Source organism: Ruegeria sp. BJ6 (genome assembly GCF_056537885.1).
This window is the reverse complement of the sequence record NZ_JBQFSG010000015.1, coordinates 1-15,616: the sequence shown is the minus strand read 5'-3', so window position 1 is coordinate 15,616 and position 15,616 is coordinate 1. Positions and strand designations below refer to the sequence as shown.

General features: G+C 57.4%; 15 protein-coding genes. 7 read left to right on the top strand and 8 right to left on the bottom strand.

Features of this window, described 5'->3' with window-relative positions; all coding sequences use genetic code 11:
• Positions 1-86 precede the first annotated feature (86 nt).
• Both ACR0D6_RS21290 and ACR0D6_RS21285 read left to right on the top strand, forming a co-directional pair.
• Positions 87-839: a DeoR/GlpR family DNA-binding transcription regulator gene (locus tag ACR0D6_RS21290; protein WP_480767015.1), complete on the top strand. Its 753-nt coding sequence runs from the start codon at positions 87-89 to the stop codon at positions 837-839.
• On the top strand, positions 836-2,017 hold the full coding sequence (locus tag ACR0D6_RS21285; RefSeq protein WP_480767014.1) for an MFS transporter: 1,182 nt from the start codon (positions 836-838) through the stop codon (positions 2,015-2,017). The genes ACR0D6_RS21290 and ACR0D6_RS21285 overlap by 4 nt, the downstream gene beginning before the upstream one ends.
• A 33-nt stretch (positions 2,018-2,050) precedes the next feature.
• Here the strand turns inward: ACR0D6_RS21285 and ACR0D6_RS21280 are convergent, their stop codons facing one another.
• Positions 2,051-3,385 (bottom strand): tetratricopeptide repeat protein, encoded by a 1,335-nt coding sequence (locus ACR0D6_RS21280; protein ID WP_480767013.1) that lies wholly within the window; start codon positions 3,383-3,385, stop codon positions 2,051-2,053.
• A 78-nt stretch (positions 3,386-3,463) separates the two neighbouring features.
• Here ACR0D6_RS21280 and ACR0D6_RS21275 point away from each other — a divergent pair, with 78 nt between their 5' ends.
• The 5 genes from ACR0D6_RS21275 to ACR0D6_RS21255 all read left to right on the top strand — a co-directional run bounded on the left by ACR0D6_RS21275 (position 3,464) and on the right by ACR0D6_RS21255 (position 8,983).
• The gene (locus tag ACR0D6_RS21275; protein WP_480767012.1) at positions 3,464-3,718 is read left to right on the top strand and encodes a hypothetical protein; all 255 of its coding nucleotides are present in this window, start codon (positions 3,464-3,466) and stop codon (positions 3,716-3,718) included.
• A 10-nt stretch (positions 3,719-3,728) separates the two neighbouring features.
• The gene (gene gntH, locus ACR0D6_RS21270) at positions 3,729-5,201 is read left to right on the top strand and encodes a guanitoxin biosynthesis MBL fold metallo-hydrolase GntH (protein ID WP_480767011.1); all 1,473 of its coding nucleotides are present in this window, start codon (positions 3,729-3,731) and stop codon (positions 5,199-5,201) included.
• Positions 5,164-6,186 carry a CobW family GTP-binding protein gene (locus ACR0D6_RS21265; RefSeq protein WP_480767010.1) on the top strand — a complete coding sequence of 341 codons (1,023 nt, stop codon included), beginning with the start codon at positions 5,164-5,166 and terminating at the stop codon, positions 6,184-6,186. The genes gntH and ACR0D6_RS21265 overlap by 38 nt, the downstream gene beginning before the upstream one ends.
• Positions 6,187-6,416: 230 nt before the next feature.
• A complete protein-coding gene (locus tag ACR0D6_RS21260) occupies positions 6,417-8,282 on the top strand; it encodes a PAS-domain containing protein (protein WP_480767045.1) in 1,866 nt (621 codons plus the stop codon).
• Positions 8,282-8,983, top strand: coding sequence for a response regulator transcription factor (locus tag ACR0D6_RS21255; RefSeq protein WP_170656953.1), 702 nt, complete (start codon positions 8,282-8,284; stop codon positions 8,981-8,983). Before ACR0D6_RS21260 ends, ACR0D6_RS21255 begins: the two co-directional genes overlap by 1 nt.
• On the opposite strand, the gene ACR0D6_RS21250 is transcribed toward ACR0D6_RS21255, so the two are convergent.
• The 7 genes from ACR0D6_RS21250 to ACR0D6_RS21220 all read right to left on the bottom strand — a co-directional run bounded on the left by ACR0D6_RS21250 (position 8,924) and on the right by ACR0D6_RS21220 (position 15,373).
• Complete coding sequence (locus ACR0D6_RS21250) at positions 8,924-10,585, bottom strand: saccharopine dehydrogenase family protein (protein ID WP_480767009.1); 1,662 nt, start codon at positions 10,583-10,585, stop codon at positions 8,924-8,926. The genes ACR0D6_RS21255 and ACR0D6_RS21250 overlap by 60 nt on opposite strands.
• Positions 10,582-11,031: a thiol-disulfide oxidoreductase DCC family protein gene (locus tag ACR0D6_RS21245; RefSeq protein WP_480767008.1), complete on the bottom strand. Its 450-nt coding sequence runs from the start codon at positions 11,029-11,031 to the stop codon at positions 10,582-10,584. Before ACR0D6_RS21245 ends, ACR0D6_RS21250 begins: the two co-directional genes overlap by 4 nt.
• A gap of 149 nt (positions 11,032-11,180) precedes the next feature.
• Positions 11,181-11,696, bottom strand: a complete 516-nt coding sequence (locus tag ACR0D6_RS21240; RefSeq protein WP_480767007.1) for a DUF3299 domain-containing protein — start codon at positions 11,694-11,696, stop codon at positions 11,181-11,183.
• Positions 11,696-12,778, bottom strand: coding sequence for a hypothetical protein (locus tag ACR0D6_RS21235; protein ID WP_480767006.1), 1,083 nt, complete (start codon positions 12,776-12,778; stop codon positions 11,696-11,698). The genes ACR0D6_RS21240 and ACR0D6_RS21235 overlap by 1 nt, the downstream gene beginning before the upstream one ends.
• 35 nt (positions 12,779-12,813) lie before the next feature.
• Complete coding sequence (locus ACR0D6_RS21230; RefSeq protein ID WP_480767005.1) at positions 12,814-14,067, bottom strand: ABC transporter permease; 1,254 nt, start codon at positions 14,065-14,067, stop codon at positions 12,814-12,816.
• Complete coding sequence (locus ACR0D6_RS21225; protein WP_480767004.1) at positions 14,064-14,795, bottom strand: ABC transporter ATP-binding protein; 732 nt, start codon at positions 14,793-14,795, stop codon at positions 14,064-14,066. The genes ACR0D6_RS21230 and ACR0D6_RS21225 overlap by 4 nt, the downstream gene beginning before the upstream one ends.
• A complete protein-coding gene (locus ACR0D6_RS21220) occupies positions 14,792-15,373 on the bottom strand; it encodes a DUF2796 domain-containing protein (RefSeq protein WP_480767003.1) in 582 nt (193 codons plus the stop codon). The genes ACR0D6_RS21225 and ACR0D6_RS21220 overlap by 4 nt, the downstream gene beginning before the upstream one ends.
• Positions 15,374-15,616: the final 243 nt, after the last annotated feature.

Here is a 15,616-nt window from a genome sequence, read left to right as displayed (position 1 = left end):
TCCCGATCTTGTCCGCATCCATTCAGTATTGACGGACGTCGCATAACCGCCTATGCGGTTTTTTGCAACATTCTGAAAGTTTCTGCATGAATCTGAATGTCCCAGACACACGACAACTCGAACTGGCTCGGCGCTTGCAGGAAGGTCAGCAAGTCGTTGCGGTTGAAGCTGCTCAAGAATTTGACGTGTCAGTTGATACGATCCGACGGGACATTCTCGCCCTCGAAGCAGAGGGTAAGGCCCAACGCGTTCGCGGTGGTGCAGTGCCTTTGTCCACTCCGGCACCGCCGTTGCATAAAAGACTGTCGGGAGATGTCGCGCCTGACGTGAAGCTGGTATCGGCCGCTATCCGAGAGATCGGGAGTGCGGCGACCCTCCTGATCGATGGAGGCACGACAACACTTGCCATAGTCGAAAACCTGCCCCACGAAGAGGGGCGCCTTGTGATCACACCGTCGCCCTGGATTGCGATTGCCTGCCAGCAAAAGAACGTTCCGGTTTATGTTTTGGGTGGTAGCCTAAGGCCGCAAGGCGGCATTGCGACAGGAGACACCGCAATCGAACGGGTCGCGGATGTCGCGGTAGATGTTGCCATTCTGGGAGCGTGCGGATTGGAAGCGGAGTTTGGTCTCAGCTCGGACGACGCAGAAGAAGCCATGATGAAGAAGGCAATGCACCGCGCCGCAAGCCGAACCATTGTTGTGGCTGGTCACGCAAAGATCGGCCTTAGAGCCCGTCATCGAACAGTAGCACTTTCAGAGATCGATGCTGTTGTCACAGATTCACAGAACGCGACAACAGAATTGATCGCGTCACATACGCGTGTGGTGACTGAATGAGCGATAGTTCTCGTGTAAGTGAACTGCCCCCGAGAATTGGCCAGCCGACTGATTATTCGGCTACAAGCTCAGCACGCTTGGCCACACGTTTGGCCTTTTTTACGGCGGGTTTTTCCCTAGCCTGTTGTGCGCCCCTATTCCCCTTTTTCAAAGAATCCGTTGGCGTTGATAAAACGCAATTTGGGTTTCTCCTTCTTTGTCTTGGTTTTGGATCCATCGTCGCCATGCCGGTTACCGGTGTTTTGGCAGCGCGTCGTGGCACTCGTCCGCTTATTTTGCTTGGAGGCTATGGTTTGATCGCGATGCTTCCCCTTCTGTCTCTATCGCAAACGCCATTGGTTTTGGGTGCAGCTTTATTCGTTTTCGGAGCATCACTTGGAACCATCGACGTCGCAGTGAATGTTCATGGCGCGGAAATTGAAGCCATCGAAAATCGCCCCCTTATGTCGAACTTTCACGCCCAGTTCAGTATTGGTGGTTTTTTCGGAGCTGGTTTGGTCACACTGTTGCTGTCGCTGTCCATCTCAGTGCTGGCTTGTGCCATCGTGGGGGCTACTGTGGCGTTGGCTTCGATGCTGGTGGCCCGAACTCGATTTTTGGAGGTCAGTGGTAAGGATCCGGAACCCATTGTCGTTCCGCGTGGGATTGTTCTGGTTTTAGCCATTTTGGCCGCAATCACGTTTTTAGTCGAAGGTGCCCTGCTGGATTGGGGCGCACTTCTGATCATTGATCTTGAGCTCGCTGAACCTGAAAGCGCTGGCGTCGGTTATATCCTGTTCTCAATCGCAATGGTTCTGGCCCGCCTGACTGGTGACCATATTGTTGAGCGGTGCGGCGAATATCTCGTACTGATGGTTGGCGGATTACTCGCAATCATTGGGATCGCAAGCATTCTGCTGTCGACCAATTCGGTTGTAGCCCTGCTTGGGTTTGTCTTGATTGGGCTCGGAGCCGCGAATTTGGTGCCGATCCTGTTCAGCGCTGCTGGACGACAAAACTTGATGCCACCCGGGATTGCTATCGCATCGGTTACTACAACGGGATATGCAGGCATCCTTATGGGGCCAGCGTTGATTGGTTTCATATCTGGGGCATCGACACTGGCGACGGCATTCTGGATTCTTGCGCTGCTAATGGTGTTAGTTCCGATTTTCGCAAGACCGGTGGCAAAAATCTGAACCCAACATATGCAGTAGCCGCGATGCGTTTCGTCAGTATCTACTCAGTGTTTCCAGTATCACATTCCGCGTATTGCGGTCATTGTGGAAGATCCTGTCGGCGAGAAACTCGGACGGAAACTCGGGCCATGTCTTTTTCATTTCAGTGACAAGAAGTTGTGCTTCTTCTGAATTTCCCAACTGATCATGCGCTACGGCTTGGAATAGTAGCGAAGGAGCACTGACAGGTGCCCCGGCGGCTGGTGCGCCCTGAAAGGCTTTAACAACGTTTTCGTAGTTCCCGAGCATAAGTTGCGAAACACCCCAGATGTTTCTTGCACCAAACCTACCAGATCCTGATCTGGCTCTCTCCGGATCACTAACCTCGGCTGCGAGTTCCGGGGCGTTAGCCATGATGGCAGCGATACCTGCAAGGTCGAGAATATGGCCATCATTCGGTGCCAGTTCGACTGACATTCTTGCGTATTTCAATGCCTCGTTTGGCTGGTTTTTGACAGCCAGAACCCAACCATTTGCGCCGTTTGCCCATGCATCGGCTGGGGACAATTCAAGCGCTTTTCCAGACATTTTTGAGGCTCGACTGAAGAGATCGTCCCTTTGCGCTTCGTCCGGGGACAGCAATGCCAGAGTCGCCAAAACCTGTGCTGTCCCGGCAAAACCGTCAGAAAGAGCCGGGTCGAGTTCCACGGCGTGCTGGAACATTCCCAGTGCTATTTGCTGACGTTTGACATCAAAAACGGGAAAAAACATGCCTCGGGCTTGATCCGCAAGGTTGGCCGCCTGAAGTCTTGTCAAAGATTGCTCACCAAGTGCTGCACGTTCAGCTTGTTCGATGGATTGCGTCGTTGGCACAACATTTCTGTTTTCCTGACTCAACCAGATGCCAAACATTGCAATTACTGCAAGGACACCCAATCCAGCTGGCAGCAGTTGCAGCGACCGCCGACGCCCACCAGGTTCATCGCTGTTCCAAGCATTGGATGTGTGGTCTTCAATCGTAGGCTCGTACGAAAATCGCGGCTTGTATCCGCCGGGATCAACAAAAATTCGAACACCTTGGCCGTCCCATTGATCTTCGTAAAACTCGCGTAGCAGTCGACGCAGCCGCCTGGCTTCGACGCGGACGAGATTTTGACCGCCAGAGCCATCAATGCGTCGCCCATAGACCTCCACAGCGATGGCTTTGCCCCGAATCTGGGGACCGCGACCCGCGATAGCTTCCTCGACTATGTATGTAAGAAACTGCTGGAGACGGGGCGAAGCCTGAAACTCACCGCTTGATACAACGCGCTCGAGTGCTTCCCGGACAAGATCCGGTGACGGCTGCCCAACATGTTGATCTATCGGCAAATCATTGGCTTTGTTCAAGGCAAACTCACCCCCAACTCACGGTGACTCACTTGGCTGGTGCGGTCAACCACACTCATCTCGATGTGAGAATAGATAGTGGGAGCCGGGATTTATCCAGTGGCGGTGGACCTGATTGAAGAGATTCCAGAACTTTCCGAGGCGCTGTCAGGGCGTATCGAAACGGATGCGTTACTCAAAGAGGTTATCGAAGACCTAAAGAAAGTTTCCGAGCGGATGGATGACGTATCGATCACAGCCTCGGAACGCGCGGAATGGGCCCACATCCGATCTGAACTCGTGAACGAGCTTCGCCGGATGGTGAAGCGCAATCCTCGCAGCATTTCCAATTGAGGGCATAGCCATGACAAAAGAAGACAACGGCAAAGATCTTAAGAACGAACCGAACCAGCAATCTGACGAGATCGAAAACCCTTCCCGGCGCCACGTTATGCAAGGACTTGCAGCGGGCGCGGTCGCAACAGGCGCCGTTAGTTACGGCACAGGCGCAGCGCAAGCGCACCAGGGCGATGGACCATTGGGCGAAAGCCTAAAGAACCCTTACGGCGGCAGGCCCGCGGGCGGTATCACGCTACCGGAGTATTTCCGGCCCACAAAATACATGACAGGTTCGAATGCGAACTACTTCCCGCTGTCCGAGGATCTCGGACCCGACGAAATGCGGATTTCATTCTGTGGTTCCACCCCATTTCCTCCCCGTGAAGATCAGGCTGGCACTTGTATTATGGTCGAACTGGGTAACGGAAAGAGGTTCTTCTTCGACTTCGGGTCAGGCTGTGTCCGCAACATTATCGGGATGCAGGTCCCGGGTCAGTTAATCAACGACATCTTCATCACGCACCTACATGTCGATCACTACGCCGACATCCCTTACATCTATCCATTCCGGGCTTGGTCCGGAGGATACACACCGCTGCGCATTCACGGCCCCTCTGGTCGGACCCCCGAGCTTGGCACAGCCGGAATGGTCAAAGGGATGCAACAGATGCTCAAGTGGCATCTCGAAGCTTTCGACGTCTTCCCAATCGGGGACGGGTACGAGATCGAAGTCAATGAATTCGATTTCCGTCAGGAAGGCGGCATTGTTTATGACGAAGATGGCGTCACAGTGCGCTCCTGGCCGCGCAGCCATGCCAAGGACGGTGCCGTCGGGTATCGGCTGGACTGGAACGGCCTGAGCTTTGTTTGGACCGGCGACGGCCGTCCCGATGAATTGAGTCTTGAATACGGAAAAGGCGTCGATGTGTTTGTGACCGAAATGTCCGGACAGGATATCGGGCAATTGATGACCTACAAATACGGTCTGCCGCAAGAGCTGTTCAACTACACAATCGATACGCACCATACATCGCACTACGCGGTTGGTAAGATGATGGCTGAAGCACGCCCACGGCTTGCAATGGTGACCCACTATACGCAAGACGAGGATATCGATGCCGAGATGTTGGCAGGAATTCGAGCCCATTATGATGGGCTGTTCGCCTGGGGTTTGGACGTCGCGGTCGTCAACGTAACCAAGGATGCAATCTGGTATCGGAAGGCGACGCTTCCCGGAAAATCTGGTTCGGTTGCCCCCTTCCGCGAATTGGGCAAGATGGAAGCAGAAGGCAAGATCACGTTGCCAGATGAAATCAAGCCTCCCGCGCCGCGGTCGTCACGTGCCGAACAGCAGGACCAGAAGTACCGCGATATGGAGATCGACCCCAAGGAATACTATCCAGCTGACGTATTCCGAGCCCCCGACCCTGAGTGGCCCAGTGATTTCGTAATCAAGGTCGATGACGTCATCCCGAACCGCAAGAAGAAAGCGGAGTAACAACATGATCGAGTTCGGTTCGACATCCGCAATCCCCGTCACGATCCTTACCGGCTTTCTCGGAACCGGTAAGACAACACTTCTGAACCGCATCCTGGCAGGCAATCACGGGTTGCGGGTTGCGGTTCTTGTTAATGACTTTGGATCCATCAACGTCGATGCCGACTTGGTGGTCGGCCTCGAAGATGATGTGATGAGTTTGGCGAATGGCTGCGTTTGCTGCTCGATCCGAGATGACTTGATCGAAACAGTGGAAGCCGTTCTCGCCCGGCCTGAGAAACCGGAATACATCGTCCTTGAAGCAAGTGGCGTGTCGGACCCGTCCTCGATCGCAATGACATTTACCGATCAGAAGTTTCGGGACATGATCCGCTTGGACAGCCTTATGTGTCTGGTCGATGCGGAACAGCTTTTTGCTGCGCCGGAACAAATGGAACTGAAGCTCCGTCAAATCGCGTTCTCAGATATGGTTATTTTGAACAAGGTCGATCTTGTCGACAGGGCCGCTGTTCAGAGGGTGCACGATTGGCTCGGGTCTCGCTTCCGTCGATATCGTCTGGTCGAAGCTGTCAACGCCGACGTTCCACTGGACATACTTCTTTCCGTTGGTCGCTTTGCTGCCGAACAGCTCGAAACAGAAATACCCGATCATCATGAACATGGGCCCGGCTGTGGTTGCCATCACTCTGATCATTCGGACAGCTTTTCAACAACTATGATAAAAGCTGAACGCCCAATAAGCCTATCTTCTCTTAAAAGTGCAATTCGGCAGCTTCCTGGCGACGTCTATCGCCTAAAGGGCTTTGTCTTCAGCAAGGAGGATCCGGATCATCGCATTCTTGTACAGGTCGTCGGAAAACGCATGGACATCGCGCGGGATGAAGCCTGGGGTGAACGCAAACCAGAGACAAGGATTGTCGCAATTGGTGCGCCGGGAGCCCTTTCAGAACATGGGCTTGCCGAAGCTTTGATGGAGACAGCATAGCGGCCATCGGGTCAGAATAGCCTGAAGTTTGGGCCAACAATGCGTGACCAGGCGTACGGATTGCTTCAGTAAGTTTCGTATCGTGGGTCAGGAATTCGCGACGATTCACACATCCTGCCACTTTGCGACCATTCGGGTCTGCAAGGCCCCTACCCTATGGTCACATAGGGTGTTAGGCATATGTCCGGCGGAGGGTGGAATTGGATTTATCAGAGCAACGTATCAAGGCGATGACCACGGCGGGCCTGAATCTGATCGGGCAGGCCCTGTCGATCTATGACAGCGAACTGCGGCTGGTCCTCAGCAATCGCCGGTTTCAGGAGATGTTCAACCTGCCGGATCATCTAGTGCAGCCAAATGCGGCCTTTGCCGACACCATCCGGTTTCTGGCCGAGAGTGGTGAATACGCGCCCGAAGAAGATATTGACGAGATCGTTGCCCACCGGGTCGAACAGGCGCTTGCATTCGAGCCGCATTATATCGAGCGCATTCGCCCCAACGGTCAGGTCATCTCGGTCGAGGGCGCGCCCTTGCCGCAAGGCGGATGGGTTGCGGTTTATACCGACATAACCCGCACCAAGCGCGTCGAAGAACTTTTGCGGTCGCATTCCGAGGAGTTGTCCGATCAGCTTCTGACCCATGCCGAAGAACTGTCGGCCACCAACCGCGAACTGGCCGCGACGAACTCGGCCCTGGCAGAGGCCAAAAGGCAACTTACGGAAATTGAAGCGCGCACGCGCATGACGACCGAAATGATGCCCGCCCATATCGCGCATGTGGATGCCGAGGGTCATTATACCTATTCCAACCGCCGGTTAAGCTCGGTCATGCCCGGGCGTCCCTCGGACATTCTGGGGCTGCATATCTCGGACGCGTTGGGAACAACGGCTTTTGCCAAGGTCGCCCCCCATCTTCAGAAGGCCTATGGCGGGAGAACCTCGATCTTTGAGTTTACCGAAGATCACGATCAGCGGCGGATCAGGGCGTCGTTCACACCGGACAATCTGGGCGGCGTCTACATCCTGTCGATGGATGTGACCGAGGAAACGCAGGCGCGCGTCGCGCTGCAGCAGACGCGCCGCAGGGCGATGGCCGCACAGATGACAAGCGGTCTGGCGCATGACTTTTCAAACCTTCTGACGATCATTCTTGGGATGCAGGGCAAGCTAAAAAAGATGCCGCTGCCGGAGGAAGCGCGCGAGCTGGTCACCGCCACCCAGCAAACCGCCCGGCGCGGCGGGCAGTTGCTGAACCGGATTTCGGATATGACCGGCAACAGGACGCTTCACCCACGGGCGGCAGATCTGCGCGGCCTGCTGGAAGACATGAAGATTCTGGCCTCGCCTTCTCTGCCCCGAGGAATGGGACTGTCGGTGGTCAACAACCTGCCGGACAAGCCGATGATGCTGGACCCCGGTATGTTGCAGGATGCCCTGCTTAATCTGGTGCTGAATGCCCGGGACGCCTGCGGAGCCACGGGGCAGATCACCATCAGTGCGCATACGATCGGGTCGATCTGGATCGAAATCACCGTCACCGATACCGGCCCCGGATTTTCCGCCGAAGCGCTGGACAAGGCGTTGAACCCGTTCTTCACTACCAAAGGTAACGAAGGATCGGGGCTGGGCCTGCCCATGGTTTACGACATGGTAAAGCTTGCGGGCGGCGATCTGCAGCTGCGCAATACCGCATCCGGCGCCGCCGTCATCCTGCGCCTACCCTATCGTCCGGCACCGGATTCGCGGGGCGGGCTGGCCCTGCTTGTCGAAGACAATGACGAGCTTCGCAGCCAGTTCAGGGACCTTCTGATGGATCTGGGCCTGTCGGTAATCGAAGCAACATCGGTTGACGAAGCCTGCGCCCTGACCGCCGATGTCGAGGATATCAGTTTCGTGCTGTCGGACATCAAACTGGAAGGATCCGGCACCGGCATCGACCTGATCGGCAGACTGAGGCCCGGCTTACCCTGCATCCTTATGACTTCGCTTCCGGTTTCGGACCCGCTGCATCGAAAGGCCCTTGAACTGGGGCCGGTTCTGCGCAAACCGTTCTCTCGCCAGCAGCTTGCCGCACTCATTCAGACCAAGGCCGCGTGATGACCAAACCTCTGGTAACCATTCTCGACGATGAACCGGAAATCCGCCAGATTCTGACGGATGTTCTGGAGGATGCGGGCTTTCAGACCCAGAGTTTTTCGCGCGCCCGTGAATTCGAAGCCTCGTTGAAAAGGGTCACGCCGGATGTCTGTCTGGTGGACCTGTCATTGCCGGATACGGACGGGCTGGCGCTGGTGCACCGTCTGGCGCTGGAGCAGGGTGCGGCGGTCATCATCATTTCCGGCCGCGCGCAGGTGCAGGACCGGGTGACTGGGCTGGAACTGGGGGCTGACGACTATATCACCAAACCTTTCGATCCGGCCGAGGTGGTGGCCCGCATCCGGGCACGGCTGAGAACGCAGCGCACATCGGCACCCGCAGGCAACACGGCGCATTTCAGCGGCTGGACGGCGCATTTCGACCGCTACATTCTGGAAGATGAAAACGGGCAGGAGACCACCTTCAGCCATGCCGAAGGCGAAGTGCTGCGTCTATTTCTGGAAAGCCCCAAACGCCTAATCAGCCGCGCCCAGATGCAGGAGACACTGGGCGGGGCTGCGGGTGCAAGTTTCGACCGTGCGATGGATGTGCGGATATCGCGCCTGCGCACCAAACTTGGTGAAGACCCCAAGAATCCGCGCTTAATCAAGACGATCTACGGCGCAGGCTATATTTTCGTGGGCGACGTGAACTGGCATTGAGAGGGTTGGCCTGTCCCCTGCCATTGGGGTCAGGTGACCCTGATACCGGATGATCAGGCGCTTTGTGATCGGTGCGTAAATCGCTACGTCAAAGTTGAATCGCCCCTCGGCCTCAAATTCGCGTGCCACGGATTTCGGCAGCAACCACCCCGGCAGCCTGACCGGCCCCATCCGTCCGGCAACCACGGGATAGATCAGCGCACCGTCCTGTACCTCAAGCCCCAACAGGAAGGTGAACGGGCCGAACCGTTCGGTCATGCCCCGATCCGTTGCGGCCAGATACGATCGGAACCTGCGTCCGCCGATCATGCGATCCCATGTCTCGCCTGCAGGAGTTGCGGTTTTGGTGACTTCTACCGTCACATCCCCGCCCGCCGCAGGAAAGCCGAACAACGCACAAAGAAAACCGGACCAGACGCCCCGCTCACGCTGGACCTCGCATCTTCCCTGCCAGTGGCTTTTGTCGACGGTCAGGTGCGTCTCTCGGACCGAGTCCGGCAGCCTGTCGAAGCTGTCTTTGAGGACGCGCGGGAATATCCGGCTGAGCGGTTCAGAGCAGCGCTCGGTAACGACGCTCAGGTCCGACATTGCGGCCTCTGCCTCGGTCAATGTGATGGCCTCAAGCGCGGGACCGGCACCAATCGGCAGGTCCGGGCGGCGCAGCAGGGCGCGTGCAGGCACCGCCGGAATGAAGGGGCCATCGCCGTCCTCTGCCAACAGCCGCCATGTTTGCCGCCCGGCCTGTGTGGTGACGGTTACCGACATACCGCCACGCCCGGTGCCGAAAGGTGCCAACATATCCGCCATCGCTTTGAACGCCCGCACAACCGGCCGTGTCACCGGCAATGGCAGCACCCGGCGCAGGGTCGCAAAACCTGCCAGCCCATAGCGCATCACCGCCAGTTCCAGACCGGCCCGGAAACGGACCGTCCCGGCACCGAAATGCGCGGGAAACAACTGCAGGTCCGGAACCTCAATCTGCCAGCCCTGCCGGATCACGCCGTCTGGCAGGTCATAGTTTGCCGGGTCGGACCAGCCAAACCCGCGCTCCCACCGGTTGCCGCGCCAGACGGGTATCGGCCGCCCCGCCTGTGCCAGAATCGAATGCATGACCGACAACCCGCGCGGCGCCCGGTTTCCGGGCAGAATCGCGGTGTCGATCACAAGGGGCCTGTTCTTTCCGGCAAGGGCTCGGACCGCGGCGGAAGACAGGGCCGGAACCGAGGAAAGGCCGGACAGCACGCATACGCCCGCTTTGGTTGCCTGAGCATCCAGCGCCGAAATTCCGGCACAGAATGCTGCATTGTCAGACAGATCCAGGTAATGCACACCTGCCGCAATCGCAGCTTTTGCCAGCCGGTACGGATCGTTTCCGTAATCGTGAAACGGACCGGCGGCGTCGATTACCACATCATAATCGCGCAACCCGCCGAGGCTGCCATTGCGATCCATCGTCAATGACCGGCAGCTCAGTTCGTCAGCCAGAGCCTGCGCCGAGCCTGCGTTACGCCCGGCGATACAGACATCGTTACCGTCCCGGACCAGAAGCCTGGCAAGCCGTTCGCCAAAGACGCCGTATCCGCCAAGCAGAAGGATTTTCATCGCATCAGACGTCTCTGGAACGATGCGTCAGGTAATGCGCACATGTCGGATTGGCCGAAAAGCGCATAGCGGTTGCGCGCAACGCGGCGATAACACCAGTTCCTTGCGGGTTTGGGCAGGATCAGCAACACCGCGGTCAGCCGACCCCATCCGCCAAACCGCCGACCGGCATGTACGACCGCGTCGAAATCAATATGGGCAATACCAGCATCTAGGAACAACCAGGTCGAAGGATCGTCCGGCTGCACCCCATAGTGACGCATCAGCGCTGCCCCCAGCGGGGTCTGTACGGGACAGATGCGCACGGTCTCCGATCGGTCCAATCGATGGATCATGCGCGCGCCCCAACTGCACAGCGCGCAGTTCGCGTCCATGACCGCCAAAGGGCTACTGTCGTCAAACGCGGGCACTTCGGGATCATGGCGGAAAGAATATGGTTCATGCATGTCGCAGGCACTATCCGCCAATCACCGGGCCGGTTCAAGCTGCCGTGCCCAACGTCACAGGGCGGGGCGTTCGACAATGTGCAAAACGAATTCTGCGCCCTGGTTTCCTCGCCGGATCGGGAGCTGGTCGGTAGGGGCCACCTGATAAATCAGGAATAGGGATCGATCTTTTCGGCCACCAGCATATAGCCGACTTCGGCAAGTTGCGTGCTGGCTGCGGCAGTTCCGAATGTCCCGACCACCCAAACCGGTTCAAACAGGGACTGATACTCATATGGGGTTTCCGTGGTGATGTATATCAACTGGTTCGGCGGTGGAGGCGGCACGTGAATACATGCCCCGACATATGGCACCAACAGCGCGGATGTGACGTAGTGATCCTGAAATTCCAATGGAACAAGGTAGCCGGGGATGCGGACAAGCTTGCCGTTGTATTCCGTGGTCACTTCGGCGGCCGTGTCCTGATCGAAGGGGGTGCTCAGTTCACCATGCTGAATGATGCCCTGTTTTCGAAGCCTTTCCATGGTGGTTCCATCAGCAGTTGGTACAAGGTCATCCCACCCCAACTCGATCGGTGCGGTGTCGGCCCGTAGCGGCGCGGACAAGGCCGTCAGAACCCCTGCGGCTGCGGTCGCCCGGCTCAGGAAATGCCTTCGTGTCTGCATCAGTCAAAACCTCGGCTCTGGGAATTGCCGCTTTCGGCTGGGCGTGACGGGTCCGCGAGACCATCTGCCATAGCGACATATTGGCTTACTGCGAGAACATCCAGCGGTGACGCCAACGCCCCATCCCGGACAAGGTCCGAAAGGGCATCACGTTGCGACCAAACCCGACGGGCGCCGAACTGTCGTGCAACGGCAGGCGCAAGCGTAGCAGATCCGCGCAATGCCTGCGTTACGGCCTCGGCAACGGAGTTCTGCATCCGCTGATCGCCATACTGGCCATGCAGGGCCAATGCTTCGACCAGCGCTTCTCTGGATGCCTCGGGCAATTCCGGGTTGGTCAGGTATGTCTGGGCCAGTGTGTTTGCAGCGGCCGGGCCATCCAATTCGATCAGCGCGGTTGCGTAGGCGCCTGTCAGGCTGCTTGCGAATTGTGCGGCACGGTCCAGTCCCAGCGCCAGCTGCCCGCGAACATCGTCTCTGCCACCCAGACCCAACAGAAGAATACGGATGGCACGAAGATCCCGCTGTGCGGGATTGTTGTATCCGGCCAGTACCCGGGCCATGTCGATCCGAAGGTCATGGGACACCAGAAACCCGTAGTCCGCCCGGTCAAGCTCTCGCAACGCGAGCAGCCGGATATCTTCGTCCGGATGGTCGAGATAGGCCGCAAAGGTTCGGAACCGGCTCAGGTCCTCGCCCAGTCGCCAATCGGGCAACTGCGACATGACGGTGTTGAGAACGGGGCGCATATCCTCATCGACAAAAGCGACCCGCTGCCACGGGCCATAGGCGCTCTGGCGGGCAAACAGGACCTGCGCGGCCGGATCGGTTCCCAGCCTTTGTCGGGTTACGCTGTCCACCAGATGCGGTAACTCAACATCTTCGGCGCCACCTTCCAAGGCCGACGTGACCTGATATCGAAAGGGATTGTCCGGATTCTGGCGCGCAAGCACGACATGCTCGCTGTCGATCAGCCGGTCAACCAATGTGGGTTGCGGGGTGTAGTTGTGAAATCCACAGGCACCCGCATTCGAGGCGGCCCCGGCCACTATCGCCACGATCATTCCGGCCAAGCGAGACATGCATGCAGTCTAACTGTTTTGAGTTCCGAACAAAATCACATTTTGATGGTCATGCCATCCGCCAGAGACATCTGATACGCGCGTATTGCTGGCAGCAGGCTTACCAGCGCAGAGGCCACGACAACCGCGCACAGGATCAGCATCTCGCGAGGGGACAGAAAGGTAATTGGTATGTAAAGGCCAAACGCGCTGTCCAGCCAGGGCTGCAAGGCGAAAAGCCCAAGATAAAGCAGCAGCACACCCAGCAGGGTTCCCAGAACGGTCATCAGTACGGCCTCGATCATCAGCAGGCCCATCACCGTCGCAGGACCCGCACCCATTGCCCGCAGGATTGCCATTTCCCGGCGGCGGGCATTCAGCCCCGACAGGATCATTGCCGACAGTCCCAGCAACGCGGTGACGACAACCATCGCCGACACGCCGATCAACGCGCGTTCGGCTATTCCAACGATGCCCCAAAGTTCCTGAAGGGCCACTCCGGGCAGGATGGCCAGCAGGGGTTCTTCGGGGTACTCGTTGATGGCGCGCTGAATGGTGAAAATCTGAAGCTTCGAGTTCACCCCCAGCATCGCCGCCGTGATGGCCTTTGGCTGCAGGTCCATTGCCCGAATTTCTTCGACCGGAGTGGGCTCGCCGGGTTTTTGCCCGCCACCCTGCCAGTCGACATGGATTGCTTCGATGGCTTCCAGGCTTACGATCACGGTACGATCTACCGGTGTACCGGTCTTTGCCAGAACACCCGATATCCGAAACGGTGTATCGTCGTGTTCGCTGAATGACGCGAGGCCATGGGCCAAGATGATCGGATCCCCGACCTCATAGTTCAGCTGCGCTGCCACATCCGCACCAACGACCGCGTCGAACAGATCGTGCATCTGTTCGCCCTGCTCAAATGTCAGGGCACGATCACCGCGATACCTGTAGCGCTGGAAATATTCGGGCGTCGTTCCCATGACGCGAAACTGCCGGTGACTGTCACCCAACGAGATCGGCACCGCCCACGCGATTTCAGGCCGCGAAGCAATGTCCTGATAGCTTTCCCACGTAACATTGTTGGTCGCGTTGCCAATGCGAAAAACCGAATAGAGAAGCAATTGAACGCCACCCGAACGCGCGCCCATGATCAGGTCGGTACCCGAAATCGTATCCGCAAAACTAGACCGCGCACCGGTGCGCAGCTTTTCCACCCCTAGAAACAGCACGACGGACAGGGCGATGGCAAAGCTGGTCAACCCCACAGTCAGGGCCCGGCTTTTCAGAGACAGACAAGCCAACCTGATCAATGTCATGAAGCAACCAGTCCAGCGGTCATCGCCACATCTTCCAGCCGAACCACCCGATCAAACCGCTTGGCCAGCCGCTCGTCGTGACTGACCATGATCAGGGTGCTGCCGGACTCCGACACCTGATCGAAAAGCAAATTCATAAACTCGTCCTGCGACCCCGCGTCCAATGCCGAAGTTGGCTCATCCGCGACGATGATCTCGGGATGGCCGATCATCGCCCGCGCCACGGCGACACGCTGCTGCTGGCCCACCGACAATGTGGATGCCGACCCATGAGTCACCAGTGCATCCGGAAGCCCCAGAGAGGCGCACAATCCCAGAGCATCCTCGCGCGGATGCAAACAGCGTTTCCGTCGCTCGGGGGAGAACCGGAGCGGGACTAGAATGTTGTCCACGGCGCTTGCATAGGGCAGCAGGTTGAACATCTGAAAGATGACGCCCATCTTGTCTGCCCGTACGCGGTCGCGTTGAGACGAGGTCATCGACGTCAACTCATGACCGGCAATCCGAATGAGCCCCCTTTGCGGCAGCGCTACCCCGCAGATCAGGTTGAGTAAAGTGGATTTCCCCGCCCCGCTTTTCCCAAGCAGCAGGACCTTTTCAGCCGTCCCGACGCGAAATTCCCCAACCACCATGGAAAAATCTGTCTGCGGCCAATTGAACTCCACATCCTTCAGATAAACGGCACAGTTGTCAGGCTGTTCGGCAACCCTGCCATTGTCGGGGATCAAAACACGCCCTTCAGATCGAGAACGGGGGCATCCCGTTCAACCTCATGGCCGGTTGCGCCGCTGTCGGTGACGATCTGAACATCCATTTCACGGGCGTTCGGAAACCGTTCAAAATAGGCAAATTCGATACGGTCAATATTTTGCGGATTCTCGCATTGCAGAATGTACTCCGCCCTGAACTCGGTGTGTTCCGTGCCATGCTCGTCGGTCTGTTCCTCGGCATGGTCGTCTTCGTCGGCATGCTCGTCGTCGTGCGCATGCTCCGGATCGTCACCTTCCAGAAAAACCTTGGCCCCTTTCACCAAGCAGCCTGCACTTTCAGGCAGAACGAACAAATCCATGGGACGCGCCAAATCCGAAACAGCGGTTTCCACCGACGCACGATCTTCGGCGCTGGTGGCGCTGTGTTCAAATCCGACGATATCCATCCCCGGCGCTTCCAGAGACATGGCAACCTCGGATGCCGAAATCGCGATTCCCAAAGTACCGGCACCGTGTTCATGGGCGTCCAGAGAACGCGATTGTTCAGCGGCTGCAGATAGAGGCAAGCAAACAGTTACAAAAAGCAGGTATTTCATCGACTGAACTCCAACATGTAAACGTTTTGGAAGCAACGGTTCCAGACAAGCCGCCTGTCTGCTGCGAGTCAATGACAAAGGGCCATGCTTGCTATCGCGCGGGCATCTGAGCGGATCGCCATCGCCCCGCAACAATTTTGCCGCCAGAAAGAGCCCATAAAAAAAGGGCGCCCCTGGAGACGCCCTTTCTGTCTGATCATTCGCTGGCGCGAATTATTCGACGATTTTCGACACAACGCCGGC